Here is a 20,902-nt window from a genome sequence, read left to right on the forward strand (position 1 = left end):
AATGCAATCAATCCAGAAACTGCGTGCCCGTCAGTTGCTCGCTCAGCTCCCAAAGGCGGCGGGCATTTTCCGGCGTGTTGAAACGGTGCTTCACGGGTTCAGCCCTTTTCTTGTCGAAATAGCCGCCGCTGGTGCTGGCTACCTCAGGCGCCGAAGCCAGGAAAATGCTGGTTTCGGCGCCTTTCTCCGCTGAAATCATGAACGGGCGGCCCAGCTGAGCAACCAGGCCCATGACCCCACCCACCCCGCTGCCAAAGCTGCTGGCCACCACACCGGGGTGCAGCACGTTAGTACTAATATTGGCAATGCCGTGGGTGCGCAGACGGCGCGCCAACTCCTGCGTGAACAGGATGTTGTAAAGCTTGGTATTGGCGTACACGCGCATGGCACCATAGCCTTGCGCTGATTGAAAATCGGCCAGATTGGGTCGGGCAATGTGGTACACTTTCGAAGCCACGTTCACAATGCGGGCTGCCGGGCTTGCTTTCAGCTTATCGAACAGCAGGCTGGTGAGCAGAAACGGGCCAAGGTGGTTGGTCGCCACCCCTAGCTCGTAGCCGTCGGGCGACAATTGACGCTCGCTCCCAAGGATGAGGCCGGCGTTATTCACCAGCACGTCGAGGCGCGGGTAGCGGGCGTTGAACTCGGCGGCGGTGCGGCGCACCTGGCCCAGGTCGGCTAGGTCGGCCAGTAGAATATCGACCTGGTCGTGGCCGGCAGCGGCTTTTATTTTCTGCTGAGTGGCGGCGGCTTTGGCGGCGCTACGGGCCAGCAACACCACGTGGGCGCCCATTTTGGCCAGTGCCATAGCCGTGATTTCGCCAATGCCAGAAGTGGCACCCGTGACGAGAACAATTTGATTTTTAAGGTCTGGCATAATGATGGGGCGTTGAAATGACGCCGGTGCCTGGGTAAACGTAGCGATGATGTAAATGCTTGATTTAGCTCTTGCCCAACGTGCCGGGCAATTGCACCTGACGTCGCCTGTCATCCCGAGGCCTGGTAAAGCTGCCTGGTTGCGCCGACCTTGGGGCCACTGCGCGCCGAATGACGTTCTTTTGTGCTTAAATACCTCTTCCCCTCTCTATGAAAGCGCTTCTGCTCATTGATATTCAAAACGATTTTTTGCCCGGCGGCCGTTTGGCCGTGCCCGAGGGCGACGCCATCATTAAGCTGGTAAACGACTTACAGCCACAATTTGAGCTGGTGGTAGCCACGCAGGACTGGCATCCGGCCGGTCACCAGAGCTTCGCCAGCAGCCACGCCGGTCGTACGCAGTTCGAGGAAATTGACCTGCATGGCTTGCCGCAAGTGCTCTGGCCCGACCACTGCACCCAGGCCAGCGAGGGCGCGGCCCTCGCCCCAGCCCTGCAAACTGAGCGCATCGAGGCCATTTTCCGTAAGGGCATGAACCCGGAAATCGATAGCTACAGCGCATTTTTCGACAATGGCCACCGCAAAAGCACCGGCCTGGCCGACTACCTGCGCGGCCGGGGCGTGACCGAAGTGTACCTGGCGGGCCTCGCGGCCGACTACTGCGTTTATTTCAGCGCCAAAGACGCGTTGGCGGAGGGCTTCGCCGCTACCATCATCGAGGATGCTACCCGCGCCATCTCGGCCGAGGGCTGGGAGAAGGCCAAGGCCGATTTGCAGCAGCAGGGTGGCCGGCTCACGCCAAGCACGGCTGTTCTGGCTCGCTGAAATCTGGGATAGAGGCGCCTATTTGCGGCTCGTCGCCCACGCCATTCGCCCAATCCAACGTTCAATAACGAGGCACAAATACGCGCCTCTACCTTTCCCGTTTTTATGAATACTTCTTCCCCCATGTCATTTGGTGGCTTCGTGGCCATGCTGTTTTTCCTCGCTATCGGGGCGCTATTGCTGTTTTTTGGATTGCACTGGCTGAATGTGCCGGTGGGCAGCCTTATCGACTGGATGGTGGGCGTGGGCATTTTGTGGTGGCTGGGCGTGGTCACTACCCTGCCCTGGAACGCGCACTTTGCCGCCCTCGGCGTGGTCGAAGAGGCGCAGGCTTCGCGGGAAAGAGGCATTGCCGTGAACGAGGAGCACGTGGCCTTTGCCCGGCGCATGGCCACGCGGTTTCGCACGCTGGCGGTGGTGTTGCACCTGTTCACGGCGGCAGTGCTGTTTGTGCTCGCCTACTTTCAGGTGGTAGCGGTGGGTTACCCGGCGGCCATTGCGGCGCTGGCCCTCACCTTTGCCCGCCCGGCGGCCCGCGCTTACGAGCACCTGGCCGACCGCCTGCGGCTGATGAAGCACCAGGTGCACTACCCGCGTGAAGACGTGATGGAGCTGCGCACCCGCGTGCAGGACTTAGAATCCCAACTGAAAAGCATCAATAACTCGCTCGATATTTCTGAAACGGATTCCTGGGCGCACCAGCTGGCCCAGAAGCAAGCCGCCGATGCCCGCCACTTCGACCGCCTCGACAGCCTGGTGGAGGAGCTCACCCGCCAGAACGCCCGCGAGCACGAAGCCCTGGCCCGCCAGACCGCCCAGGAAATCGCCAAGCTCTCCGAAGATGCCCGCTTCCTGAACCAGGTGCGCGAGCTGATTCGCTTCGTAAAAACGGCCTAGCGCGTCGCCCAGCCAACGGCAAAGCTCGGGTACCGTATTGAGGGGGTATGGAAATCCGTCCCCGCGACTCGGCCCCCGGCTGGCAGCGCGCCGCCTACAGCGTCATTTTTGAGTCGGACACCCGCGCCGGGCGGGCATTCGACATTGTGCTGCTGGCGGCCATTGTGCTGAGCGTAGCCACGGTGATGCTCGACAGCGTACGCCGCATCAATGCCGAATACGGCCCCGTGCTGCGGGCGGTGGAATGGCTTTTCACTGGCCTGTTTCTGGTGGAATATCTGGCCCGGCTGCTGGTGGTACGCCGGCCCCTGACGTACGCTTTTAGCCTGCTCGGCATTATTGATTTTCTGTCCACGGTGCCCGCTCTGCTGGCCCTGGCATTTGCGGGCGGGCAGTATTTGCTAGCCATTCGCATCCTGCGGCTGCTGCGCATGTTCCGTATTTTCAAGCTGGGGCAGTTTGTGGGGCAGGGCGAGTTCATCGTGAGTGCGCTCAAAGCCAGCCGCTTCAAAATTGTGGTGTTTCTCGCGGCAGTGCTCATGCTCACCGTTGTGGTGGGCACGCTGATGTACGTGGTAGAAGGCGGCGAGCACGGTTTCACTAGCATTCCCAAAAGCGTGTACTGGGCCATTGTAACGGTTACCACGGTTGGCTACGGCGACATTTCGCCCGTCAGCATCCTGGGCCAGACGCTGGCCTCGCTGCTCATGATTATGGGCTACGCCATCATTGCCGTGCCCACGGGCATTGTATCGGCCCAGATGGCCACGCCCGCCCCGCAAACAGGGCCCGCTACTCCCCCACCGCCGGCCTACCGGCAGTTCGTCTGCCACGTCTGCCAGGCCCCCGAACACCGGGTCGATGCCGAGTTCTGCTGGCGTTGCGGCGAGAAGCTGTAGCCTTTCCGCGCCCCGGCCCAGTGGCAGAGCCGACCAGCCGAAACGAAGCCATTTGCCAACAAAAAAGGCCCGGTAGAGCTACCGGGCCTTTTGCATCATTTACTCATTAAGCATCAGATATTCAGCTTCACCAGCTTCATACCCAGCTGGCTTTTCTTCTTGTAATAGTCGGCAATCATGACGTAGCCGGGCTTGGCTGGGTACACGTAGGAATAGGTGGAGCCGCTGGTGAGGTCAATTTTGTCGACGGCGTACTTGCCGTTGTCGCCGAAGGCAATGTTGCCCACCACTTTTTTGGTGGCTTCGCCCTTTTCCTTATCGAAGTTGATATACACCACGTTGAACTGCGAATTGGCGTCGTTCTTCTGCATGAACTGGTAGTCGAAATCGCCCTGCGCTTTCATGATGTGGCCCAGGATGCCGGCGCTCATGAAGCCGCTGCCTTCGGGCAGGGAGGCGTTGGAAGGGTCTTTGGCGTAGAATTTTACGGCCGTCAGGTTGGCCTGCGGGTCCACTTCAAACACGAACATGTTGCCCACTTTGCCCTTCGATACGCTGGCGCCGCGACCGCCGAGGGCGGTGAGGGCAATACCCAAGCCGTCGCCCACGATTTTGAACTGCTCGGCCACGATGTAGAGCTTGCCATTGGAGCCCTTCACAATGGAATGGGCGTAGTTCACGTAGTTGTCTTCTAGGCTGGGCTTGGCTTCGTTGGGCATGATGGCCATCACCTCGCGCTGCCAGCCGAAGTTTTTGCCGCCAATCAACTTGCCGGCTTCGGTGAAGCGCTTGATGTAGAAGCCCTGGCTTTTGTTCACGAAGGGCTTGTCGTCCAGCTTGTAATACTCGCCCACGGCTACAAACTCGCGCGTGGCGGGGTCGAAGGTGAAGGAGCTGAGCGAGAGCTGCTCGGTCTTGCTGGTTTCCACGGGCATGTCAAACACCTTTTTGCCCGTGGTGGCATCAATGGCCACCATCGTCGACGTGAATTTGCGCGACATCAGCCCATCGCGCTGCATCTTGATGCCCAACACGTACTTGTCCACGGCCTCGGTCAGGCCCAGCGTTTCGTAAAACTTCGACTTCTCGTCGGAAGCCACGCGCCACTTGGCATTCAGGTTGTTATCGTACATCACCATGGCGTAGCCCTTGGCCATGCCGGTGTAGCTGTTGCGCACAAACCCCAGGCCGGGCACCGGAAACAGCGTCATGCCGTTGCCCATCATGCCGCCGTTGGTTTCCTGGCCCCGCATTTGGGTGGAAATCATCATTTTATCGGCCTTCGAGATGTCGTCAATCACCTTGGTGCCTATTTTCTTAAGGCCGGTGTCGTAGGTTTCCATCTCCAGCTTGTCCTCCTTGGAATTGAGGAAATAGAAGGCGAAAGCCGAACCATTGAAAGTATTGCTAATCAGGCTATAGCGTCCGGAAGGTTTCTGAATGGTGACGTTGGACACCTTGCCCAGGTCTTGGTCGTAGAAATCGAGCAGGTAGTTGTCGTTTTTCCGGTCGGCCTTGTCGCCCCGGCCGAACATGAGGTAGCCTTTCACCTCGTTGCCGGCATAGATGGGCGACACCGCCGTGCGGTGCATATTCTGGATGCCATCCAGCGTTTTGGTTTGGGCCGAAGCAGCCGAAGCCGACAACGCGAACAGAGCGGCCAGGGCCGCACGTTTGGTAAACTTCATGAAAAAGAGTGCAGTAAAAAGTTGAGAAATAGGAGTGGGAAATAACTGGAAATGAGATGCAAGCTTAGCGCCGCATGGCCTTGGCGGGAGTTACCGGAAACAGCAGTTTGTCGAACCGCCCACCAGCGTACTGCTTCTGGTATTGGTCACGCAGGCCTTTGGCCGTGGCAGATGTTGCTTCAGTAGCCAGGACGGTGGTGGCGTAGCGGGCAGCCAGGGTGTATTCGTCGGCGGGCATGGCAGCGGCCGGGGCGCTGGCCTGCGCAAAGCAGGTGCTCAGGCCCGTGAAGTCTTCGTAGCGCAGGTCGTGGAGCGTGCGCAGCAGCGCATTGAAATTGGCCGGCTGATGGGTGGAGATATTTGAAACCACCTCGGTGTAGGTGTGGTCCTGCAAATGCTGGCGCAGTTCAAACAGGCTCAGCAGCACTACCGAGCGCAGAAAAGGGCTGTTGGGCTGCTGCGGCAGCAACTGCAGCGCCTCAAACAGCGCATGGTCATAACAGTCGTAGTCGAACCAGCTTTGCACGACTTCCAGCCGGCTCAGGCTGCGGATGCGGGCAAAATCGGGCGGGCTGGTCGGTTGCGGGCCTTTTGCCACTTGGTCGTGCGCCAACGTCTGCACGAAGCGCATGCGCTTGGCACAGTCAGGATGCGACTTGAGGGTGTCGGTACTTTCGAGCACGGTTTTCTCGGCCGCCTTCACCGTGAAAATGGACGTTGGTTTGGCCGGGGCATTCCCGAAAGCCCGGGGAAAATCGGCGCAGCTAAAATAAGAGGGCAAAGCCAGCGGCGCGGGATTTTCGGGCTCATCGATGGTGTCGAGCAATTCCAGGGCGCGGTAAGCCTGGGGGGCTTCGTAGGCGGTATGGGTCAGGAGCACGTAGCCCAGCGAGTCGGCCTGCCGCTCAAAGCGGCGGTGGTGGTAGCTGTTGTTGAGCGAGAAACCCAGGGCCAGGGCTTTAATCTGCGAGCCGATGTTATACTCGGAGTTGATGATGCGCCGAAACTCACGCTTCAACTCCTTGCTGTGCAGGGTGGTCAGGCGCTCCTGCAGGCCATTTTCCATGTGCCGGCAGGCTACGTGGGCCAGCTCGTGGCAGAGAATAAAGGCCAGCTGGCTTTCGTTTTCGAGGCGAGGGAGCAAGCCCAGGTTGAGCATCACCGTGCCGTTGCCCACGGCGTGGGCGTTGGGCTCGGGGTTGCGGGTGAGCACGAGCCGAGCGGTGGGCAGCTGCGGGTTGGCCTTTAGAATGCGGGCAAATACCTGCTGCACGAAGGGCTCCACCACGGGGTCGAGCAAGGCCGAATAGCGGATGGAATTAAACACATCGTCGGACGCTTCCTTCACTACTTTTTTGTAGTGCTCGCGGTACTCGCTGCTGCCGGTTTTGGGCACCACGAGGTGCGTTTTCACGTCGTTGCGCTGGGCTACGGCCAGCTGGTAGAGCTGAGTGGTATCCCGGGAATAATAGGGCAGGTAAGCGGCATCCTGCGCCAGGGCACCATTTGCACCCAACACGCCGATTATCAGCAGGCAGAGAAGTCGAAACATAAAGGCAGTGCGCGGTTTATTGGCAGAGCGCAAGACGGCTATATAATGGCCTCAAAGCTAGCCGAACGCCGAAGTATAATCCTATAGCAACGAGCAATTTATTTTATCCATAAGAATAATTATGCATCCGTATTAAGGGCCCAGTTGAATAGGTGCCACGCCTATTCGGGCGAGGTCTGAAGGTCCGGTTTCGTTTCCGGAAGGTCGTGCGTGCTGCATGGGCATAAAAAAGGGGCTCTTCAACTGAAGAGCCCCTTCCCTATTTGTTTAAAAGCAACAATTATTGCTTCAGCAGCTTGGCCGTGGCGGCGGCAGCGGCAGTGCTGGCCCGCAGCACGTAGAGGCCGGCTGCCTGGGGTAACTCCACGGCCACCCGCTCGGCTGCGGAAGTGGCTTTCACTTCTTTCGTGAGCACCACCTGGCCCACGTTGTTCAGCACTTGTACCGAAACGGTCTGGCTGGCTGCGCCCCGGATTTCAACTTCGGCCTGGCGGCCTGCAACCGGGTTTTCGCTGGGTACTACCTGCAGGCCACTGGCGGTATTCAGGCCGCCCAGTGTGGCCGTGGTCGTAGCGCAGGCCGTGGGTACGGTGGTGCTCCAGTCGGCGGCCACCATGTTCAGCAGGGTGGCGGGGTGGTTGCCGGGGCTGGCATCGCCGGCGGTGGTGCCACTGCCTTCGTTGAAGCGCCAGAGGCCGGCCAGGCCGGTAGCGGTGGGCGCTACCTGGCAGCGGTTGGCCAGAATTTCAGTGGCGGTCAGGGCGCGGGTCCACACCCGCACTTCATCGAGCGAGCCGTTGAGGATGCGCAGGTCTTCGTAGGTGCGGCCCATGCTGAAGGGCGCGTTGGCCACGGCAGTGCCGGTAGCGGCCAGGCTGCAATCGAGCACCCCGTTGAGGTAGATGCGCATCATGGAGCCGTCGTAGGTAGCAGCAACGTGGTACCAGGTGTTGGTGGCAAGCGCCGTGGTTGAAGACAGCTTTTGCGATATCGTGCCCAGCTGCAGCACAAACTGAAGCTTGTTAGGGGACTGGCCCACATCGCCGGTGCGGAGCAGGGCAATGTTGCTGCCGGTTTCCATCCCGATGATGCTGGTGATGTAGGGCGACAACGTTTTGAAGGCTGTCACTTTCACCCAGCATTCCATGCTGAGGGCCGCACCGCTGAGATTGACGTTAGCCGTGGTGCTGGCAGATTTCGTGCTGCCGTTGAACAGCAGGGCTGTGTTGGCTTGGGCTTGGGCGGCATTTGGCAGGGCGCTCAGCGCCAGAAGGCCCAGCGCGGCAAGGTACTTGGGCAGTTTTTTGTAGTGTTGTTTCATGGGGGTGGTTTAAAAAAAGGGATGATGTGGAAAACCGGTAACATGGCAAATCTAATTCCTGTAAGCAGGAAAGCAATAGCTCGGCATAGATATAGTGAAGCTATTTCCGGAAGTTGTTTAACCGCTGTTTGAGTTAGCCAGGAATAGGCCGAACGGACTTCAAAAAGTTGTTCCAGCTGGTTCTTGTGGAAACCAAGTATTGCTTCGGGGCACTCGTTCTACTAACGCAGGAATTTTCATTGCATAAAAAAACCAGGCAGCTAGGCGCTACCTGGTTTTTTTATGCCCTTGTGGGGGTTGTTACGGTTTTAGCAGCTTCGCGGTGGCCGTGCCGGTAGCGGTGCGGACCTGCAGCACGTAGAGGCCGGCCGCAGCGGGCATTGGCAGGGCAAGCCGCTGCCCGGCAACAACTTGCACTTCCTGCGTCAGCACCAGGATACCCAGGCTGTTGAACAGCTGGAGTTGTACGGTCTGGCCGGTGGCTCCCCGGATTTCGATTTCGGCGGCGTGGCCGGGCACGGGGTTGCCGTACACCAGCAGCTGCAAATCGGAGGCGGTACGGCCGGGTAGGGTGGCCGTCACGGTGGCGCACTGCGTGGGCACATTGGCCGACCAGTCACTGGGGCTCATGTTGAGGAGCGTGCCCAGGTGGTTGTGGCCGGTGAGGTCCTGGGTGACGGTGCCGGTAGCTTCGTTGAACTTCCAGTAGGCCTCCAGGCTGGTGGAAGTCGGGGGCACATCGCAGGGGTTGGCCAGGATTTCGGCAGCGGTCAGGGCGCGCTTCCACACCCGCACTTCGTCGATGGAGCCATCAAGGCAGCGCGAGTTGGAGTAGTTGCGGCCTATAGAGAAGGCTGCATTCGCGAAAGCGTTGCCGCCGGCCGTCATCGACGCATCGAGCACCCCGTTGATGTAGAGCTTCATCATGGCGCCGCCATTGGCCCCGTCGTAGGTGGCGGCAATGTGGTACCAGGTGCCGGCGGTGAGCACTGAGTTGGAAGCCAGCTTGCGGGTGGCTCCGCCTAGGTTGGCCACAAACTGCAGCCGGTCGGCCGTGATACCGGCATCGCCGAGACGAACTTCGGCAACGTTGTTACCATCTTCCATGCCCATGATGCTGGAAATGAACGGCGAGCCGGTTTTAAAGCTGTTCACCTTCACCCAACATTCCATGGTATAAGGGCTGTTGTTGAGGTTGATAACGCCGGCATCAACGTATTTGCTCAAGCCGTCGAAAAGCAGGGCGGTATTGCTGCCCACCGGTGGCGCAGCCACCACCGTGATGTAGCCCACGCGGGTAACAGAGTCGCGGCCGATGGCGTTTTCGGCGCGCAGCTTCACGGTGTAGGTGCCGGGCGTGGTGTAGGCCACGGTGGGATGCACGGCGGTGCTGGTGGCCGGGTTGCCACCCGCAAAAGTCCAGGTGTAGGACGTGGCATCGGTTGAGGAGTTGGCGAAGGTGACCGGCTGGGTGGTGAGCACGGTGGTGTATTCGGTGGAGAAGCCCACTGTGGGCCGGGTGGTGAGGGCTGCGCTGTTGTATAGGTTCAGGCGGCCCAGGTTGAGGCGGTAGGCGGGCACGGCGGCAGTACTCGCGGCCCGCACGCCGATGATGGCCAGTTCGCGGCCGGCGTAGGGCGCCAGGTTGAAGGTGTTGGTGTGCCAGAGGGTATCGGTCACGGCGGGCAGGTCGAGCAGTTCGGGCACGGCTAGGTTGTCGGAGAAGTAGAGCGCCAGCTTGGTATTGCTGGCCCCGGCAACACCCATTTTGTAGGTCAAGTCGCAGCGCGTGGGTGCCGTGACGGCAATTTTGGTCTGGTAGATTTTAAGGTCGGCGCTGTTGCTGCCGCTGAGGGCACCAGCAAATTTGATGGAGGTGCCAGCGTAGTAAGCGCGCGTAAAATCGAACGAGGCCGCGATGCTGGCCGCGCCGGTTTTGGCCCATTGCCAGGATGGCATGATGCTCTGCTTGGCCATATCGGTCCAGGCTTTGGCCACCTGCTCGCCGTTGTTGGCAAATATTTTCCCCTGCCCTACCGAGAAGTAGCTGTTGAAAGGCAGCGAGTTGATGACGCTGCGCACCGGCAGGTAGTAGCCAAAGCCCTTCCATCCGGTCACATCCTCAGAAGTCACGTCGAGGTCGTCGCCAGAAAAGAGGCGCTGCTCGGTGCGGTAGAAGTTGGCGTAGTCGGCGGGATTGGTGCTGAACGTATTCTGGTTGCCGTTGTAAGTCATGTTGGGGGCAAACACGGCCAGCGACGAGCGGGGCTGGGCCGGGCTGCCGCCGGTGTAGAAGTTGCTCAGCCACGTGGTATTGTTGAACAGCTGCTGGGGGTTGCGGCCGGGCCAGATATCGGCACCGGTGTAGATATCGAAGGGGCTGCGACCGATGCTGGCGGCCACGTTCGTCAGCGAGTTGAACGTGGCGGCGCCGGTCCAGAAATAGTTGGTGAACATGGCGTCGCTCACCCGGGTAGCACCGCTTTGCAGCAGCGGCGCGTTGGCTGTCGTCAGCGAATTCTGGTATGAAATAGTCCCGCTGGGTAGCATGGAGTCGTACCAATGGATTTCCATGCCGGCCGGCCGGATGGTTTGCAGCTGCTTGAGCAAGTTTATCAGTTCGGTGGCTTCGGCCGTGCTCAGGGCCGATTCTTCGTTGAAGAACCAGCCATCGAACCCGTAGTAATTGGCCACGTCCACCAGCTTCTGAGCGCCGATGTAGTTGCCCGAAGCATCCTTCTGGCACAGCGCCACAAAGCCCGCCCGGTCGGTGAAAACGGTGCCGATAATCTTGACGCCGTTGCGGTGGGCCGCCTCCACCCACGGCCGGCACGGAATGCCCACCGGGCTGGCAAACCAGGTCAGCACGTCGATGTACTGCCAGTGGGTGAAGTTGTAGAGGTTGAACTGGGGCCGCTCGGTGAGGTAGCCCGAGAAGTTGTTCATGCCATCAGGGCACCAGTTCACTTTGGCGCTGAAGCTCTGGGCCGGGTTGAGCTGCGGGGCCAGGGCATTCTGGCGGGTGGCCAGGGGCACGGTGCTCACGTTGGCCGGCAGGGCGGTGGCGCCGGTGGGCGTCCAGGCCATTAGCTGGGCCGGGGTGAGGGTGGTGTACTGGGCGGCGGGCTCAATCTGGGCCTGGGCCGCCAGCGCCGTGAATAACAGCGCAAATAGCAGGCACTTGCGGAGGTAGTGGTGCATCATGGGCAACAAAAGGAGGTGAGGAAGATGAGGAAGATTTACTGGGTGGTAAATTTTCGCTCAAGGTACGCCACAGCTATTGTTGCCGCCATGAAAAGCTATATCCTGCTTCTCAAAAAGGCGTTCTGTAGCTTTGCGGCATGTTTAAACCCCTCGCCTTTCTCTTGCTTGGTGCTGCCTGCACCTTGACCAGCTGCCAGCAAACGCCGCCCAGCACCGCCACTCCCACTACGCCCGAAGCGCCCGTCGCTACACCGCCCGCCGCCCCCACACAGCTCTCCGAAGCCGATGCCCGGGCCGCCGTGGGCAAGTACATCCAAACCCAGCCCAACGCCGCCCTGTTTGTGGTTGATTCGGCCCGCGTGAATGACAACGAGGCTACCTGGCAAGTGCTGGTGCCCCGTACCGACTGGGCCAAGCGCATGCCCAACGCCGCCCGTTTCGAGGTAGATAAAACCACTGGCGCGGTGAGCACCGGTACGGTGAAATAAGTAAAAAGCCAGCTGGGACAAGGACCCCGAATTTCTAATTCGGGGTCCTTGTCCCAGCTGGCTATCGTTTAGGGTACCGTGCTTACAGCCGCTTGGTTAGCAGCATGCCGGAATAGGCGTAGCCATTCACGTTCACGCCCTGCATGGGTGCCAACGACATGCCCGAGCCATTCTTTTTCTTATGCAGCTGCGGCACCAGAATGCCCATGGTAGCGCCCACGGTGTAGCCCACGATGTTATCGGAAAGAAAGTGCTTGCCGGCCTGGATGCGGTAGTAGGCCACGGCGGCCGGTACCACGGCGGCCGCGCCCCACACAAAGGGCTCGCCGGCGTAGCCCGGGTTGAAATCGTGCATCACCTTGGCAGCGAAGAAAGTGGCCGTGGCCGTGTGCGCCGTATGGCCCGCGAAGAAGGAGTTGGTAGCTATTTTGCCGCTGCGGCCGCTGCCGCCCTCGGTACCGTAGAGGTAGGGCCGGTAGCGGTAAATATTGCCCACACTGGTCGTGAACAGAGCATCGGAGGCCAGCAGGGCTTCTACGTACATGCCCAGTACCTGGCCGTAGCGGCCGCGCACGTTGTCGTTGAGGGCGAGCAAGCCGGGCGCCACCAGCAGCGTGGGGTAGCACAGGAAGTCGCTGGTCGTCTGGGCTGATTCGCTGTAGTAGCCGGCCGAAAAGCGGTCGAAGCGCGGCACGTCTGATTTTTTCAGGTTGGCCAGCTCGGCGTCGCTCAGGCCGCTTTTTTGCTGCACGCGGTACAGGCCGAAGCCGCTCACCGCCCCCAGGCCCAGAATGATAGGGCCGTCGACAGCGAAGCGGGTATGGTAGGGAGAATCGGCTTGCTGGGCCGAAACAGTGGGCGCAGTGGCGGTCAGCAAAGAAGCTGCCAAGGCGAAAGAGGTAAAGAGCTTCATCGAAATGTTAAGAATTGATGAAGACCCAAACGGAAAACCAGCGGTCGAGGTTGGCGAGTGTTGCGCTTGTCCAGAGCATGTGGGCAGTGCCCGGCGGCACAGGCCATCTGAGCGCTAGCGCTACAGATACGACAGCCACCAGTACGAATGCCGCTGCTTATAGCCTTGGTACCAGCGACACGGCCAGTACAATAGCAGCACCACAACTACCCACACCGCATAAGCGCGCAGCAGGCTGGGCTGATAGGCAGCCGGCTGGGACGCCCCGGGCGGCGCAAAAGCCAGATTGAAGGGCTTGCCAAACGCCACCCACGTCCAAACCAGCGTGCTGAAGCTGATGAGTGCAAAGTGCACCACGTAGTAGAACATGGGCACTTTGCCGAACACGCCCAGCCACCCGCGCAGGCGAGCCGGCAGTTCCTCAGCTATTGACAACAGCAGCAACGCCACGCCCAGCGTGAGGCTCAGAAACAGCAGCGATGGGGGAGATTTCGTCACATTCAGAAACGACAGCACGGTATAAACCGGGCCTCGCGCCTGGGTGGCCCACGGCGCTGGGTCGCCGTACAGGTTGCTGGCCCGTAGCACCACAAAAAGCAGCAGTGCCGCTGAACCGGCCCAGCGCAACCGGCGCTTGCGCTCCGGCAGCGGCAGCCGAAACCACGGTCCGATGCAATAGCCAGCAGCCATCACTGCTGCCCAGGGCAGAATAGCATAAGCTACCAGCACGGGCAATTTGGGCGAGAGCAGAAACAGAAAGGGACTGTCGTAGAGCAAGGCCCATGGCAGGGTGGCACTGGTTACGGGCTGGATGATGGGCAGCAGGTTATGCCCAAAAATGACGGCCAGCGCCAGTGTGGCCACCAGCCAGCGGGGCAGCCAGACGAGGCCGGCCAGCACCACCATGCCCCAGCCCAACGACCAGATTACGGTGAGCAGAAGCAGGCTATACGCCCCCCATTGCAGCAGAAAGTTCATTACCACCACTTCCAGGCATACCAGCCACAGTCCCCGCGTGAGCAGAAACCGGCTAACCGCTCCCCGGCCGGGCTGTTTCTGCTGATACAGAAATACGCTGGTGCCCGCCAGAAACGCAAAAGTTGGCGCGCAGAAATGGGTAATCCAGCGCGTAAAGAACAGGAATGCCGAAGCATGAGCCACGTCCTCGGGCCGCACGGTGGTTGGACTCCAGAAATCCCGAATGTGGTCGAGCGCCATAATGACCATAATCAGCCCCCGAACGACATCAATGGCCTGAACGCGGGGCGTGGTGGCCCGGCTGGAGGGAAGGGTTGGCGAAAAGGCAGGTGACATACGAAGCGGAAGAAGTTGGCAGCCGCCAAGTTAGGCAGATTCCGGCTCTGTGCATCTGGAGTAGCGCCGCGGAATTTAACTACGCTACTCCTTCACGGTGGCGCCGTGCACGGCCAGGGCTTCTCCCAGCAGCCAGCGGCGCACGAAGACGTTATCAGCCGACACCTTGCCCAGCACGCGGTACTTCGAGGCCAGCGCATCGCTGCTTTCGGCGGCCTCGCGCACCACCGTGCCGGGCCCTACGTAGGACGAATGCACCATCTGCACGGCCCCACCCTCCCGCACTCGCAGGAAGGCCACGTGAAAATCGAGCCCCAGCACGTAGAGGCCCGGCCCCAGCGCCCGCACTTTTTCCACGAAGTCGGCCTGCGTCACGCCCCGGTAGCGGGTGATGTGCGCTTCGGAGGTCAGGTTTTTGATGATGGTTTCGGAGGTTTGCTTGGCCAGCACGGTGCGTTGCAGGCGCAGGCCGGCATCGTGCAGCGTGGTCGTCACGAAGTAGCCGCAGGCAATGCTGCCGCGCCGGGGCTCCCAGGTGGTGCCGTAAAACGCCCACGGCGTACCCTCCCAGGCCGGGAAGATGGTGCTGTCGAGGGCCGTGAGCAATAGCTGGCGCGCCTCGGCGATGCGGGCGGCGCGGGCAGCGGGCGTGGCGGCGCGGCGGTAGCGGCCGGCCAGGCGCAGGCGCCGCGCCTCGAAACGGTGCAACGCAGCCCGGTAGGCCGGGGCTGAATAAGCGGCCAGCGCGGTGGGCGCATCTGGTCCGGTTGCGGCAGTATCAGGAGCGGAAGTTTGGGCAAAGCAGCCCCGCAAGCCGGCCAGCAGCAACAGGACCAGAACACTGATTTTCATACCGAAATTGGCGGCCGGCAGCTGGATGCGTCGGCTGATTCACCTAACGAAATATAGCTGGTTTCTATTGTGCTGCATCACCCGCGTGCCTAACTGGCGCGGCCCCTGTGACAACGGCCAGTCCTGTTTCCACGTTGCTGAGGCACGCTTACGCTCCCGCTTCATGCTTTTTCGTTTTTTGCTGGTTTTGCTGCTGGCGGCTGCGGCCGTCCCCGCCCGGGCCTACTCCGTGCTTACCCACCAGGCCGTCGTCGATTCAACCTGGGATGCCTGCATCGTCCCGCTGCTGCAGCACCACTACCCCAACGGCAATCCGGAGGCCCTGGAAGAAGCCAAAAGCTACGCCTACGGCGGGGCCATTTTGCAGGACATGGGCTATTACCCGCTGGGTTCCACCCTTTTCACCAACCTGACGCACTACGTGCGGGCCGGCGACTTCGTGCGCAACCTGCTGCGCCAGGCCCGCAACCGCAACGAGTACGCCTTCGCCCTCGGCGCGCTGGCCCACTACGCCGCCGATAACGTGGGCCACCCCGAGGGTACAAACCAGATTATCGGTACGGTTTACCCCGATTTGAAGCAGAAATTTGGGGCCGTGGTCACCTATGAGCAGTCCACCAAACGGCACACCGAGCTGGAGTTTTCCTTTGATGTGGTGCAGGTGGCGGCCGGGCGCTACCGCACCCAGGACTACCACAAGGCCATCGGCTTCCGGGTGGCGAAGGACGTGCTGGAACGCGCTTTCCAGCAGACGTATGGGCTGGAATTGAAGCAGATATTTCTGAGCATTGACGCCAGCATTGCCACTTTCCGCTTTGCCGTGAACCAGTTGCTGCCGGCGGCGGCCCGGGCAGCTTGGCACCACAAGCGCAAGGAAATCCGGGCGCTCAGCCCCCGCGCCCGGCGCCGCGACTACCTCTACAACAACCACCCGCGCCAGTTCCGCAAAGAATACGGCACCGATTACGAGCGGCCCGGTTTTGGGGCCCGGCTGCTGGCCGGCGTGCTCAAGCTGCTGCCCAAAATCGGCCCGCTGAAACCCTACGCCTTCACGCTCACGGATGAGGCCGGGGCTCTGCAATTTCACCGCAGCTACCAGGCCTCAATGGCGCAGTTTTGCAAGCTCACCAAGCAGCAGCCGGCCGATACCACTGCCACCGCGCCCCTGCCCGATACCAACCTCGACACTGGCCAGCCCACCCGTCCCACTGCGTACGCCCTAGCCGACCAAACCTACGGCGAGCTGCTGCGCGAGCTGCACAAGCGCAAGTTTGAGCACCTCACCCCTGCCCTACGCCAGGCCCTGCTTGTCTTCTTCGCCAACGGCGTGCCCACCATCGCCCAGCAGCAGGACCACGACGATGACAAGGAAGAGCGCAAAGCGGACAAGGACCGCAAGGAAACGGAGGAAGCGTTGGCAGCGCTCCGGGGCCTGCCCGCCAAGTAGCGCAGACTACAAAGCTTGCGCTATTTCCCCAGTGAACCAACCGGTGGTGCAGCGAGGCGGCCAGGGCAATAGCCCACGGGGCCGGGTTCTATTAAAACCCCCAAACCTTCGTATAGCCCCCGCCATCGAGCCGCTTGCTCAGGTCCCGCTTCCTTTTCCATCCTTTTAGTACCCGCGCTATGCCAGCAGAAACTCCAAATCACTTTCCTACTCCCTCCCCTGCCCCCACGGGGCCCATCGTGCTGGCCGGCGCTACCGGGGCCCTTGGCCTGCTCATTGCCCACCACCTACGCCGGCGCGGCGCCACCGTGCGGGCCCTAGTGCGCCCCACCAGCACCGCCACCGCCGAAGCCGAGTCTCTGCGCCTGCAAGGCGTGGAAATAGTGCCGGTCGACTACAAGGACGCGGCGGCCCTCACGCAGGCCTGCACCAGCGCAAGCTGCGTGATTTCGGCCCTGTCCGGCCTGCGCGATACCATTGTGGACACCCAAAGCCGCCTGCTCGATGCCGCCGTAGCTGCCGGGGTGCCGCGCTTCATCCCCTCCGATTTCTCGGCTGATTTTACGAAGCTGCCGGAGGGCTCCAACCGCAATTTCGACCTGCGGCGGGAGTTTCAGCAGCGGCTCGACAAAGCTCCGATTCAGGCTACCTCCATCCTCAACGGCATGTTTATGGACCTGCTGAAGGGACAGGCGCCGGTGGTGCTGCCGGGCCCGCGCCGGGTGGTGTACTGGGGCGATGCCGACCAGCCGCTCGACTTTACCACCATGGTAGACACTGCCAACTACACCGCCGCGGCCGCCCTCGACCCCACCACCCCGCGCTACCTACGCGTGGCCGGCGAAGTGGCCAGCATCCGCCAGCTGCGGACGGAAGCCAGTGCCGCACTGGGCAAGGACTTTAAGCTGTTCCGCGTGGGCAGCCTGGGCTTTTTGGGCACGATGATTAATGTTACCCGTACCCTGGTGCCCGCCAAGGATGAGGTATTTCCGCCCTGGCAGGGCATGCAGTACCTGCACAACATGCTCAGCGGCCAGGCCAAGCTAGCGGAGCCGCTCGACAATGCCCGCTACCCGGACATCCGGTGGACGAAGGTGCGGGAGGTGCTGGGGTAGCAGGCCTGAGGGCGCGAACGGGTGCCTTCCCACCAACCTTTCCAGCCCCAGCGGGGTACAACCTACTCCTTTGGCGCGGCTTTTATGACTAAAAATCTCACGCACTTACTTACGCATTTCCCGGATATTTTCACGGGGCTAGCCGTGCTGCTGGGCGGCCTGGCGGCCGGGCTGGTGGTGCGGTTTGTAATCTTTGGCGGGCTGCGGGCTTATGGCCGGCGCGAGGAGTCGACCCTGCCGCGCTCCATCATTCGGCACCTGGGCACGGCCAGTGCGTGGTTTTTGCCGGTGCTGGCTGTTTCGCTGCTGCTGCCGCTGGTGCCGCTGCCGCCCAAGCCCTTTGAGGTGCTGCGCCGCTTCGTGGAGTTCGTGCTGATTCTCTCCTTTGCCTGGGGGCTTATCAAAACGCTGGATGTGTTGCAGGACCTGGTGCAGCTGCGCTACCAGGTAGGCTCGCCCGACAACCTGCGGGCGCGCAAGCTGCTCACGCAGCTCCAGTTTCTGAAGAAGCTGGCAGCTTCGCTCATCGGCTTTGTGGCCGTAGGGCTGGTTCTGATGAGCTTTGAAACGGTGCGGCGGCTGGGCACGGGGCTACTAACTTCGGCCGGCATTGCCAGCGTGATTGTGGGCTTTGCGGCGCAGCGCTCCATCAGCAACCTGCTGGCGGGGTTCCAGATTGCCTTCACTCAACCCATTCGGATTGACGACGTGCTGGTAGTGGAAGGCGAGTGGGGCCGCGTAGAGGAAATTACCTTCACCTACGTGGTGCTCAGCATCTGGGACGAGCGCCGGCTGGTGCTGCCGCTCAACTACTTCATCGAAAAGCCCTTCCAGAACTGGACGCGCACCAGCGCCCGCCTCACCGGCGCCGTCTTCTTCCAAACCGACTACACCGTGCCCATCGAGGCCCTGCGCACGGAGCTGCGCCGCCTGCTGGAAGCCAGCCCACTCTGGGACCAGCGCGTGTGCGTGCTCCAAGTCACCGACTCGAAGGAGCGCACCCTGGAACTGCGCGCGCTGGTGAGCGCCGCCAATGCCAGCGCCCTTTGGGACCTGCGCTGCCTGGTGCGCGAGGGGCTGGTGGTGTTTCTGCAGCGGGAGTTTCCTGAGAGCCTGCCGCGCACGCGGGCCGAGGTGGCAGGCCCGCCGGTGGTTGGGGCGGCTATTTAGCTGCGGGGCTTGAGGCGGAAAAAGGGGCGTCGGCCGCGGCGGTGCCGCGGGTGGTAGCCGGCGCGGGCACCATGTCGAAATCCAGCGTGGCGCCTTGCTGCAAGGCCGCGTGGCTGAGCCAGTTGTGGCCATAGGGTTGGCCATTCATGTTCAACTGGCCGATGTAGCGGTTGGCGGGGCTGTTGGCGGGGGCGTTCAGCACTACATCGTGGCCGTTTTCGAGGTGCAGGGTAGCTTTGGCAAAGAGCGGAGCCCCGAGCACGTACTGGTCCGAAGCGGGGCACACCGGATAAAAGCCCAGGGCCGAAAACACGTACCAGGCCGAGGTCTGGCCGTTGTCTTCGTCGCCGCAGTAGCCGTCGGGCGTGGGGCGGTAGAGGCGATTCATGGTTTCGCGGGCCCAATACTGGGCTTTCCAGGGCTGGGCGGCGTAGTTGTAGAGGTAGATGATGTGCTGGGCCGGCTGGTTGCCGTGGGCGTACTGCCCCATGTGGGCAATCTGCATCTCCCGGATTTCGTGGATTACCTCGCCGTAATAGGCCTCGTCGAAGGTAGGCGGCAGGGTGAACACCGAATCCAGGGTGGCCAGAAAAGGCCGGGGGCCGCCCATCAGGTTCATCAGGCCCTGTACGTCGTGAAACACCGACCAGGTGTAGTGCCAGCTGTTGCCTTCGGTGAAGGCATCGCCCCATTTGAAGGGATTGAATGGGGTTTGGAAGGTGCCGTTCTGGTTGCGGCCGCGCATCAGGCCGGTTTGTTTGTCGAATAATTTGCGGTAGTTCTGGCTACGCTGGGTGTAGAGGGCAATTTCCTTCTTAGGCCGTTTCAGGGCCGTGGCCAACTGCGCGATTGCGAAATCGTCGTAGGCGTATTCGAGGGTGCGGGCAGCACTTTCGTTGATTTTTACGTCGTAGGGCACATAGCCCAGCTTGTTGTAGTAGCTCACGCCGGCGCGGCCCACGGCCTCGAGCGGGCCGGCATTGTTGGCCCCGTGCGTGAGGGCCTGGTAGAGGGTATTGATGTCGTAGCCGCGCCCGCCTTTGAGGTAGGCCTCGGCCACCACGGAGGCCGAATTATTGCCCACCATGATGTTGCGGTAGCCCGGACTGCCCCACTCCGGCAGCCAGCCGCCTTCGCGGTAGGCATTGGCCAGGCCGGCCTGGATTTCGGCATTCACCGATGGGTAGAGCAGGTTCAGCAGCGGAAACAAGGCCCGAAAGGTGTCCCAAAACCCGGTGTCGGTGTACAGAAAGCCGGGTTGCACCTGCCCGTTGTAGGGGCTGTAGTGCACGGCCTGTCCGGCCGCGTCGAGCTCATAAAACTTGCGCGGAAACAGCAGCGAGCGGTACAGGCAGGAATAAAACGTGCGCTGCTGCTCCTCGGTGCCGCCCCCGATTTCGACCCGGCCCAGGGCCTTGTTCCAAGCATCGCGGCCCTTCTGCTTCACGGTTTCAAAGTCATCGGCCCCAATTTCCTGAAGGTTGCGCTCGGCCTGCTCCGGGCTGATGAACGAGGAGGCCACCCGGGCCTGCACCTGCTCGCCCCGACCGGTGCGGAAGCTGACCACGGCGCCCGCGTGGTCGGCCGTGAGCTCGGTACCGGTGGCCGTGAGGGTTTTGTCGTTGAACAGGTGCGTGGCCGTGAACGGGTGGTCGAACTCCACGACGAAGTAGTTTTTGAAGTTGGCGGGCACGCCGCCGCGGTTCCGAGTGGTGTAGCCGATGATGCGGTTTTGGGCCGGCAGCAGCTTCACGTAGGAGCCTTTGTCGAGGGCATCGAGCAGCACGTAGGCGCTGTCGGTACGCGGGAAAGTGAAGCGGAACCGGACGGCGCGCTCGGTGGGCGCCATCTCAGTCACGATGTCGTAATCGGCCAGGTACACGCTGTAATAGTAGGGCCGGGCGGTTTCGGCCTTATGCGAAAACCAGCTGGCCCGCTCATCCTCCCCCACCTTGATTTTGCCGGTGCCGGGCATGAGCACAAACTGCCCGTAGTCGTTCATCCAGGGCGAGGGCTGGTGCGTCTGCTTGAAACCCCGGATTTTATCGGCTCCGTACTGGTAGGCCCAGCCGTTGCCCATTTTGCCGGTTTGGGGCATCCAGCAGTTCATGCCCCAGGGCCGCGAAATGGCGGGGTACGTATTACCGTTCGAGAGGTCGGGCTTGGAATCGGTGCCCATCAGCGGGTTCACCAGGTCGGCGGGCGCCGGGGCTTGCGCCACCGATTGGGTGGTGCCGAGCAATGAAAGCAGCAGAACCAGTAGTAACCGGAAGGACATGGCGGGCGGGTTGGAGGAGCTGGGCAAAAGTAAGGGAATCAGAAAAGCCGAAAAGCAGTACGG

General features: G+C 61.3%; 16 protein-coding genes. 7 read left to right on the top strand and 9 right to left on the bottom strand.

What is annotated here, in order from left to right; genetic code table 11:
* Positions 1 to 7: 7 nt before the first annotated feature.
* Positions 8 to 877: an SDR family NAD(P)-dependent oxidoreductase gene (locus tag J4E00_RS02010; protein ID WP_208173334.1), complete on the bottom strand. Its 870-nt coding sequence runs from the start codon at positions 875 to 877 to the stop codon at positions 8 to 10.
* A gap of 209 nt (positions 878 to 1,086) precedes the next feature.
* On the opposite strand from J4E00_RS02010, the gene pncA reads away from it, so the two are divergent.
* From pncA to J4E00_RS02025, 3 genes are all read left to right on the top strand, one after another.
* Positions 1,087 to 1,701 (top strand): bifunctional nicotinamidase/pyrazinamidase, encoded by a 615-nt coding sequence (pncA, locus tag J4E00_RS02015; protein ID WP_208173335.1) that lies wholly within the window; start codon positions 1,087 to 1,089, stop codon positions 1,699 to 1,701.
* Positions 1,702 to 1,806: 105 nt separating this feature from the next.
* Positions 1,807 to 2,598, top strand: coding sequence for a hypothetical protein (locus J4E00_RS02020; RefSeq protein ID WP_208173336.1), 792 nt, complete (start codon positions 1,807 to 1,809; stop codon positions 2,596 to 2,598).
* A 47-nt stretch (positions 2,599 to 2,645) separates the two neighbouring features.
* Positions 2,646 to 3,497: an ion transporter gene (locus J4E00_RS02025; RefSeq protein WP_208173337.1), complete on the top strand. Its 852-nt coding sequence runs from the start codon at positions 2,646 to 2,648 to the stop codon at positions 3,495 to 3,497.
* A 113-nt stretch (positions 3,498 to 3,610) separates the two neighbouring features.
* Here the strand turns inward: J4E00_RS02025 and J4E00_RS02030 are convergent, their stop codons facing one another.
* The 4 genes from J4E00_RS02030 to J4E00_RS02045 form a co-directional block, all read right to left on the bottom strand.
* The gene (locus tag J4E00_RS02030) at positions 3,611 to 5,185 is read right to left on the bottom strand and encodes a DUF6770 family protein (protein WP_208173338.1); all 1,575 of its coding nucleotides are present in this window, start codon (positions 5,183 to 5,185) and stop codon (positions 3,611 to 3,613) included.
* A 64-nt stretch (positions 5,186 to 5,249) separates the two neighbouring features.
* A complete protein-coding gene (locus J4E00_RS02035; RefSeq protein ID WP_208173339.1) occupies positions 5,250 to 6,737 on the bottom strand; it encodes a M48 family metallopeptidase in 1,488 nt (495 codons plus the stop codon).
* A 280-nt stretch (positions 6,738 to 7,017) separates the two neighbouring features.
* Positions 7,018 to 8,058, bottom strand: a complete 1,041-nt coding sequence (locus J4E00_RS02040) for a LamG domain-containing protein (RefSeq protein WP_208173340.1) — start codon at positions 8,056 to 8,058, stop codon at positions 7,018 to 7,020.
* Between the two features lie 300 nt (positions 8,059 to 8,358).
* Positions 8,359 to 11,262, bottom strand: coding sequence for an endo-beta-N-acetylglucosaminidase (locus J4E00_RS02045; RefSeq protein ID WP_208173341.1), 2,904 nt, complete (start codon positions 11,260 to 11,262; stop codon positions 8,359 to 8,361).
* A gap of 137 nt (positions 11,263 to 11,399) precedes the next feature.
* Here J4E00_RS02045 and J4E00_RS02050 point away from each other — a divergent pair, with 137 nt between their 5' ends.
* Positions 11,400 to 11,750: a hypothetical protein gene (locus J4E00_RS02050; protein ID WP_208173342.1), complete on the top strand. Its 351-nt coding sequence runs from the start codon at positions 11,400 to 11,402 to the stop codon at positions 11,748 to 11,750.
* Positions 11,751 to 11,832: 82 nt separating this feature from the next.
* Here the strand turns inward: J4E00_RS02050 and J4E00_RS02055 are convergent, their stop codons facing one another.
* From J4E00_RS02055 to J4E00_RS02065, 3 genes are all read right to left on the bottom strand, one after another.
* Positions 11,833 to 12,663, bottom strand: a complete 831-nt coding sequence (locus J4E00_RS02055) for a phosphatase PAP2 family protein (protein ID WP_208173343.1) — start codon at positions 12,661 to 12,663, stop codon at positions 11,833 to 11,835.
* 120 nt (positions 12,664 to 12,783) lie between these two features.
* A complete protein-coding gene (locus J4E00_RS02060) occupies positions 12,784 to 13,977 on the bottom strand; it encodes a DUF1624 domain-containing protein (protein ID WP_208173344.1) in 1,194 nt (397 codons plus the stop codon).
* A gap of 84 nt (positions 13,978 to 14,061) precedes the next feature.
* Positions 14,062 to 14,829: a hypothetical protein gene (locus J4E00_RS02065; RefSeq protein ID WP_208173345.1), complete on the bottom strand. Its 768-nt coding sequence runs from the start codon at positions 14,827 to 14,829 to the stop codon at positions 14,062 to 14,064.
* 163 nt (positions 14,830 to 14,992) lie between these two features.
* Here J4E00_RS02065 and J4E00_RS02070 point away from each other — a divergent pair, with 163 nt between their 5' ends.
* The 3 genes from J4E00_RS02070 (at position 14,993) to J4E00_RS02080 (ending at position 18,561) form a co-directional block, all read left to right on the top strand.
* Entirely contained in the window at positions 14,993 to 16,276 is a 1,284-nt protein-coding gene (locus tag J4E00_RS02070) for a zinc dependent phospholipase C family protein (protein WP_208173346.1), read from the top strand.
* 179 nt (positions 16,277 to 16,455) lie between these two features.
* On the top strand, positions 16,456 to 17,391 hold the full coding sequence (locus J4E00_RS02075; RefSeq protein ID WP_208173347.1) for an aromatic alcohol reductase: 936 nt from the start codon (positions 16,456 to 16,458) through the stop codon (positions 17,389 to 17,391).
* A gap of 84 nt (positions 17,392 to 17,475) precedes the next feature.
* The gene (locus J4E00_RS02080; RefSeq protein WP_208173348.1) at positions 17,476 to 18,561 is read left to right on the top strand and encodes a mechanosensitive ion channel family protein; all 1,086 of its coding nucleotides are present in this window, start codon (positions 17,476 to 17,478) and stop codon (positions 18,559 to 18,561) included.
* On the opposite strand, the gene J4E00_RS02085 is transcribed toward J4E00_RS02080, so the two are convergent.
* Positions 18,554 to 20,839 (bottom strand): GH92 family glycosyl hydrolase, encoded by a 2,286-nt coding sequence (locus J4E00_RS02085; protein WP_208173349.1) that lies wholly within the window; start codon positions 20,837 to 20,839, stop codon positions 18,554 to 18,556. The two genes, J4E00_RS02080 and J4E00_RS02085, sit on opposite strands and share 8 nt — an antisense overlap.
* Positions 20,840 to 20,902: the final 63 nt, after the last annotated feature.

The sequence above is a fragment of the Hymenobacter negativus genome, assembly GCF_017571495.1.
Lineage (GTDB): Bacteria > Bacteroidota > Bacteroidia > Cytophagales > Hymenobacteraceae > Hymenobacter > Hymenobacter negativus.

Excerpts from the sequence above, each read along its gene's own strand:
- J4E00_RS02010 (WP_208173334.1), bottom strand. The coding sequence starts at position 877 with ATGCCAGACCTTAAAAATCAAATTGTTCTCGTCACGGGTGCCACTTCT.
- J4E00_RS02070 (WP_208173346.1), top strand. The coding sequence starts at position 14,993 with ATGCTTTTTCGTTTTTTGCTGGTTTTGCTGCTGGCGGCTGCGGCCGTC.
- J4E00_RS02060 (WP_208173344.1), bottom strand. The coding sequence starts at position 13,977 with ATGTCACCTGCCTTTTCGCCAACCCTTCCCTCCAGCCGGGCCACCACG.
- J4E00_RS02065 (WP_208173345.1), bottom strand. The coding sequence starts at position 14,829 with ATGAAAATCAGTGTTCTGGTCCTGTTGCTGCTGGCCGGCTTGCGGGGC.
- pncA (WP_208173335.1), top strand. The coding sequence starts at position 1,087 with ATGAAAGCGCTTCTGCTCATTGATATTCAAAACGATTTTTTGCCCGGC.
- J4E00_RS02045 (WP_208173341.1), bottom strand. The coding sequence starts at position 11,262 with ATGATGCACCACTACCTCCGCAAGTGCCTGCTATTTGCGCTGTTATTC.
- J4E00_RS02035 (WP_208173339.1), bottom strand. The coding sequence starts at position 6,737 with ATGTTTCGACTTCTCTGCCTGCTGATAATCGGCGTGTTGGGTGCAAAT.
- J4E00_RS02055 (WP_208173343.1), bottom strand. The coding sequence starts at position 12,663 with ATGAAGCTCTTTACCTCTTTCGCCTTGGCAGCTTCTTTGCTGACCGCC.
- J4E00_RS02025 (WP_208173337.1), top strand. The coding sequence starts at position 2,646 with ATGGAAATCCGTCCCCGCGACTCGGCCCCCGGCTGGCAGCGCGCCGCC.
- J4E00_RS02050 (WP_208173342.1), top strand. The coding sequence starts at position 11,400 with ATGTTTAAACCCCTCGCCTTTCTCTTGCTTGGTGCTGCCTGCACCTTG.
- J4E00_RS02075 (WP_208173347.1), top strand. The coding sequence starts at position 16,456 with ATGCCAGCAGAAACTCCAAATCACTTTCCTACTCCCTCCCCTGCCCCC.
- J4E00_RS02030 (WP_208173338.1), bottom strand. The coding sequence starts at position 5,185 with ATGAAGTTTACCAAACGTGCGGCCCTGGCCGCTCTGTTCGCGTTGTCG.
- J4E00_RS02040 (WP_208173340.1), bottom strand. The coding sequence starts at position 8,058 with ATGAAACAACACTACAAAAAACTGCCCAAGTACCTTGCCGCGCTGGGC.
- J4E00_RS02085 (WP_208173349.1), bottom strand. The coding sequence starts at position 20,839 with ATGTCCTTCCGGTTACTACTGGTTCTGCTGCTTTCATTGCTCGGCACC.
- J4E00_RS02080 (WP_208173348.1), top strand. The coding sequence starts at position 17,476 with ATGACTAAAAATCTCACGCACTTACTTACGCATTTCCCGGATATTTTC.
- J4E00_RS02020 (WP_208173336.1), top strand. The coding sequence starts at position 1,807 with ATGAATACTTCTTCCCCCATGTCATTTGGTGGCTTCGTGGCCATGCTG.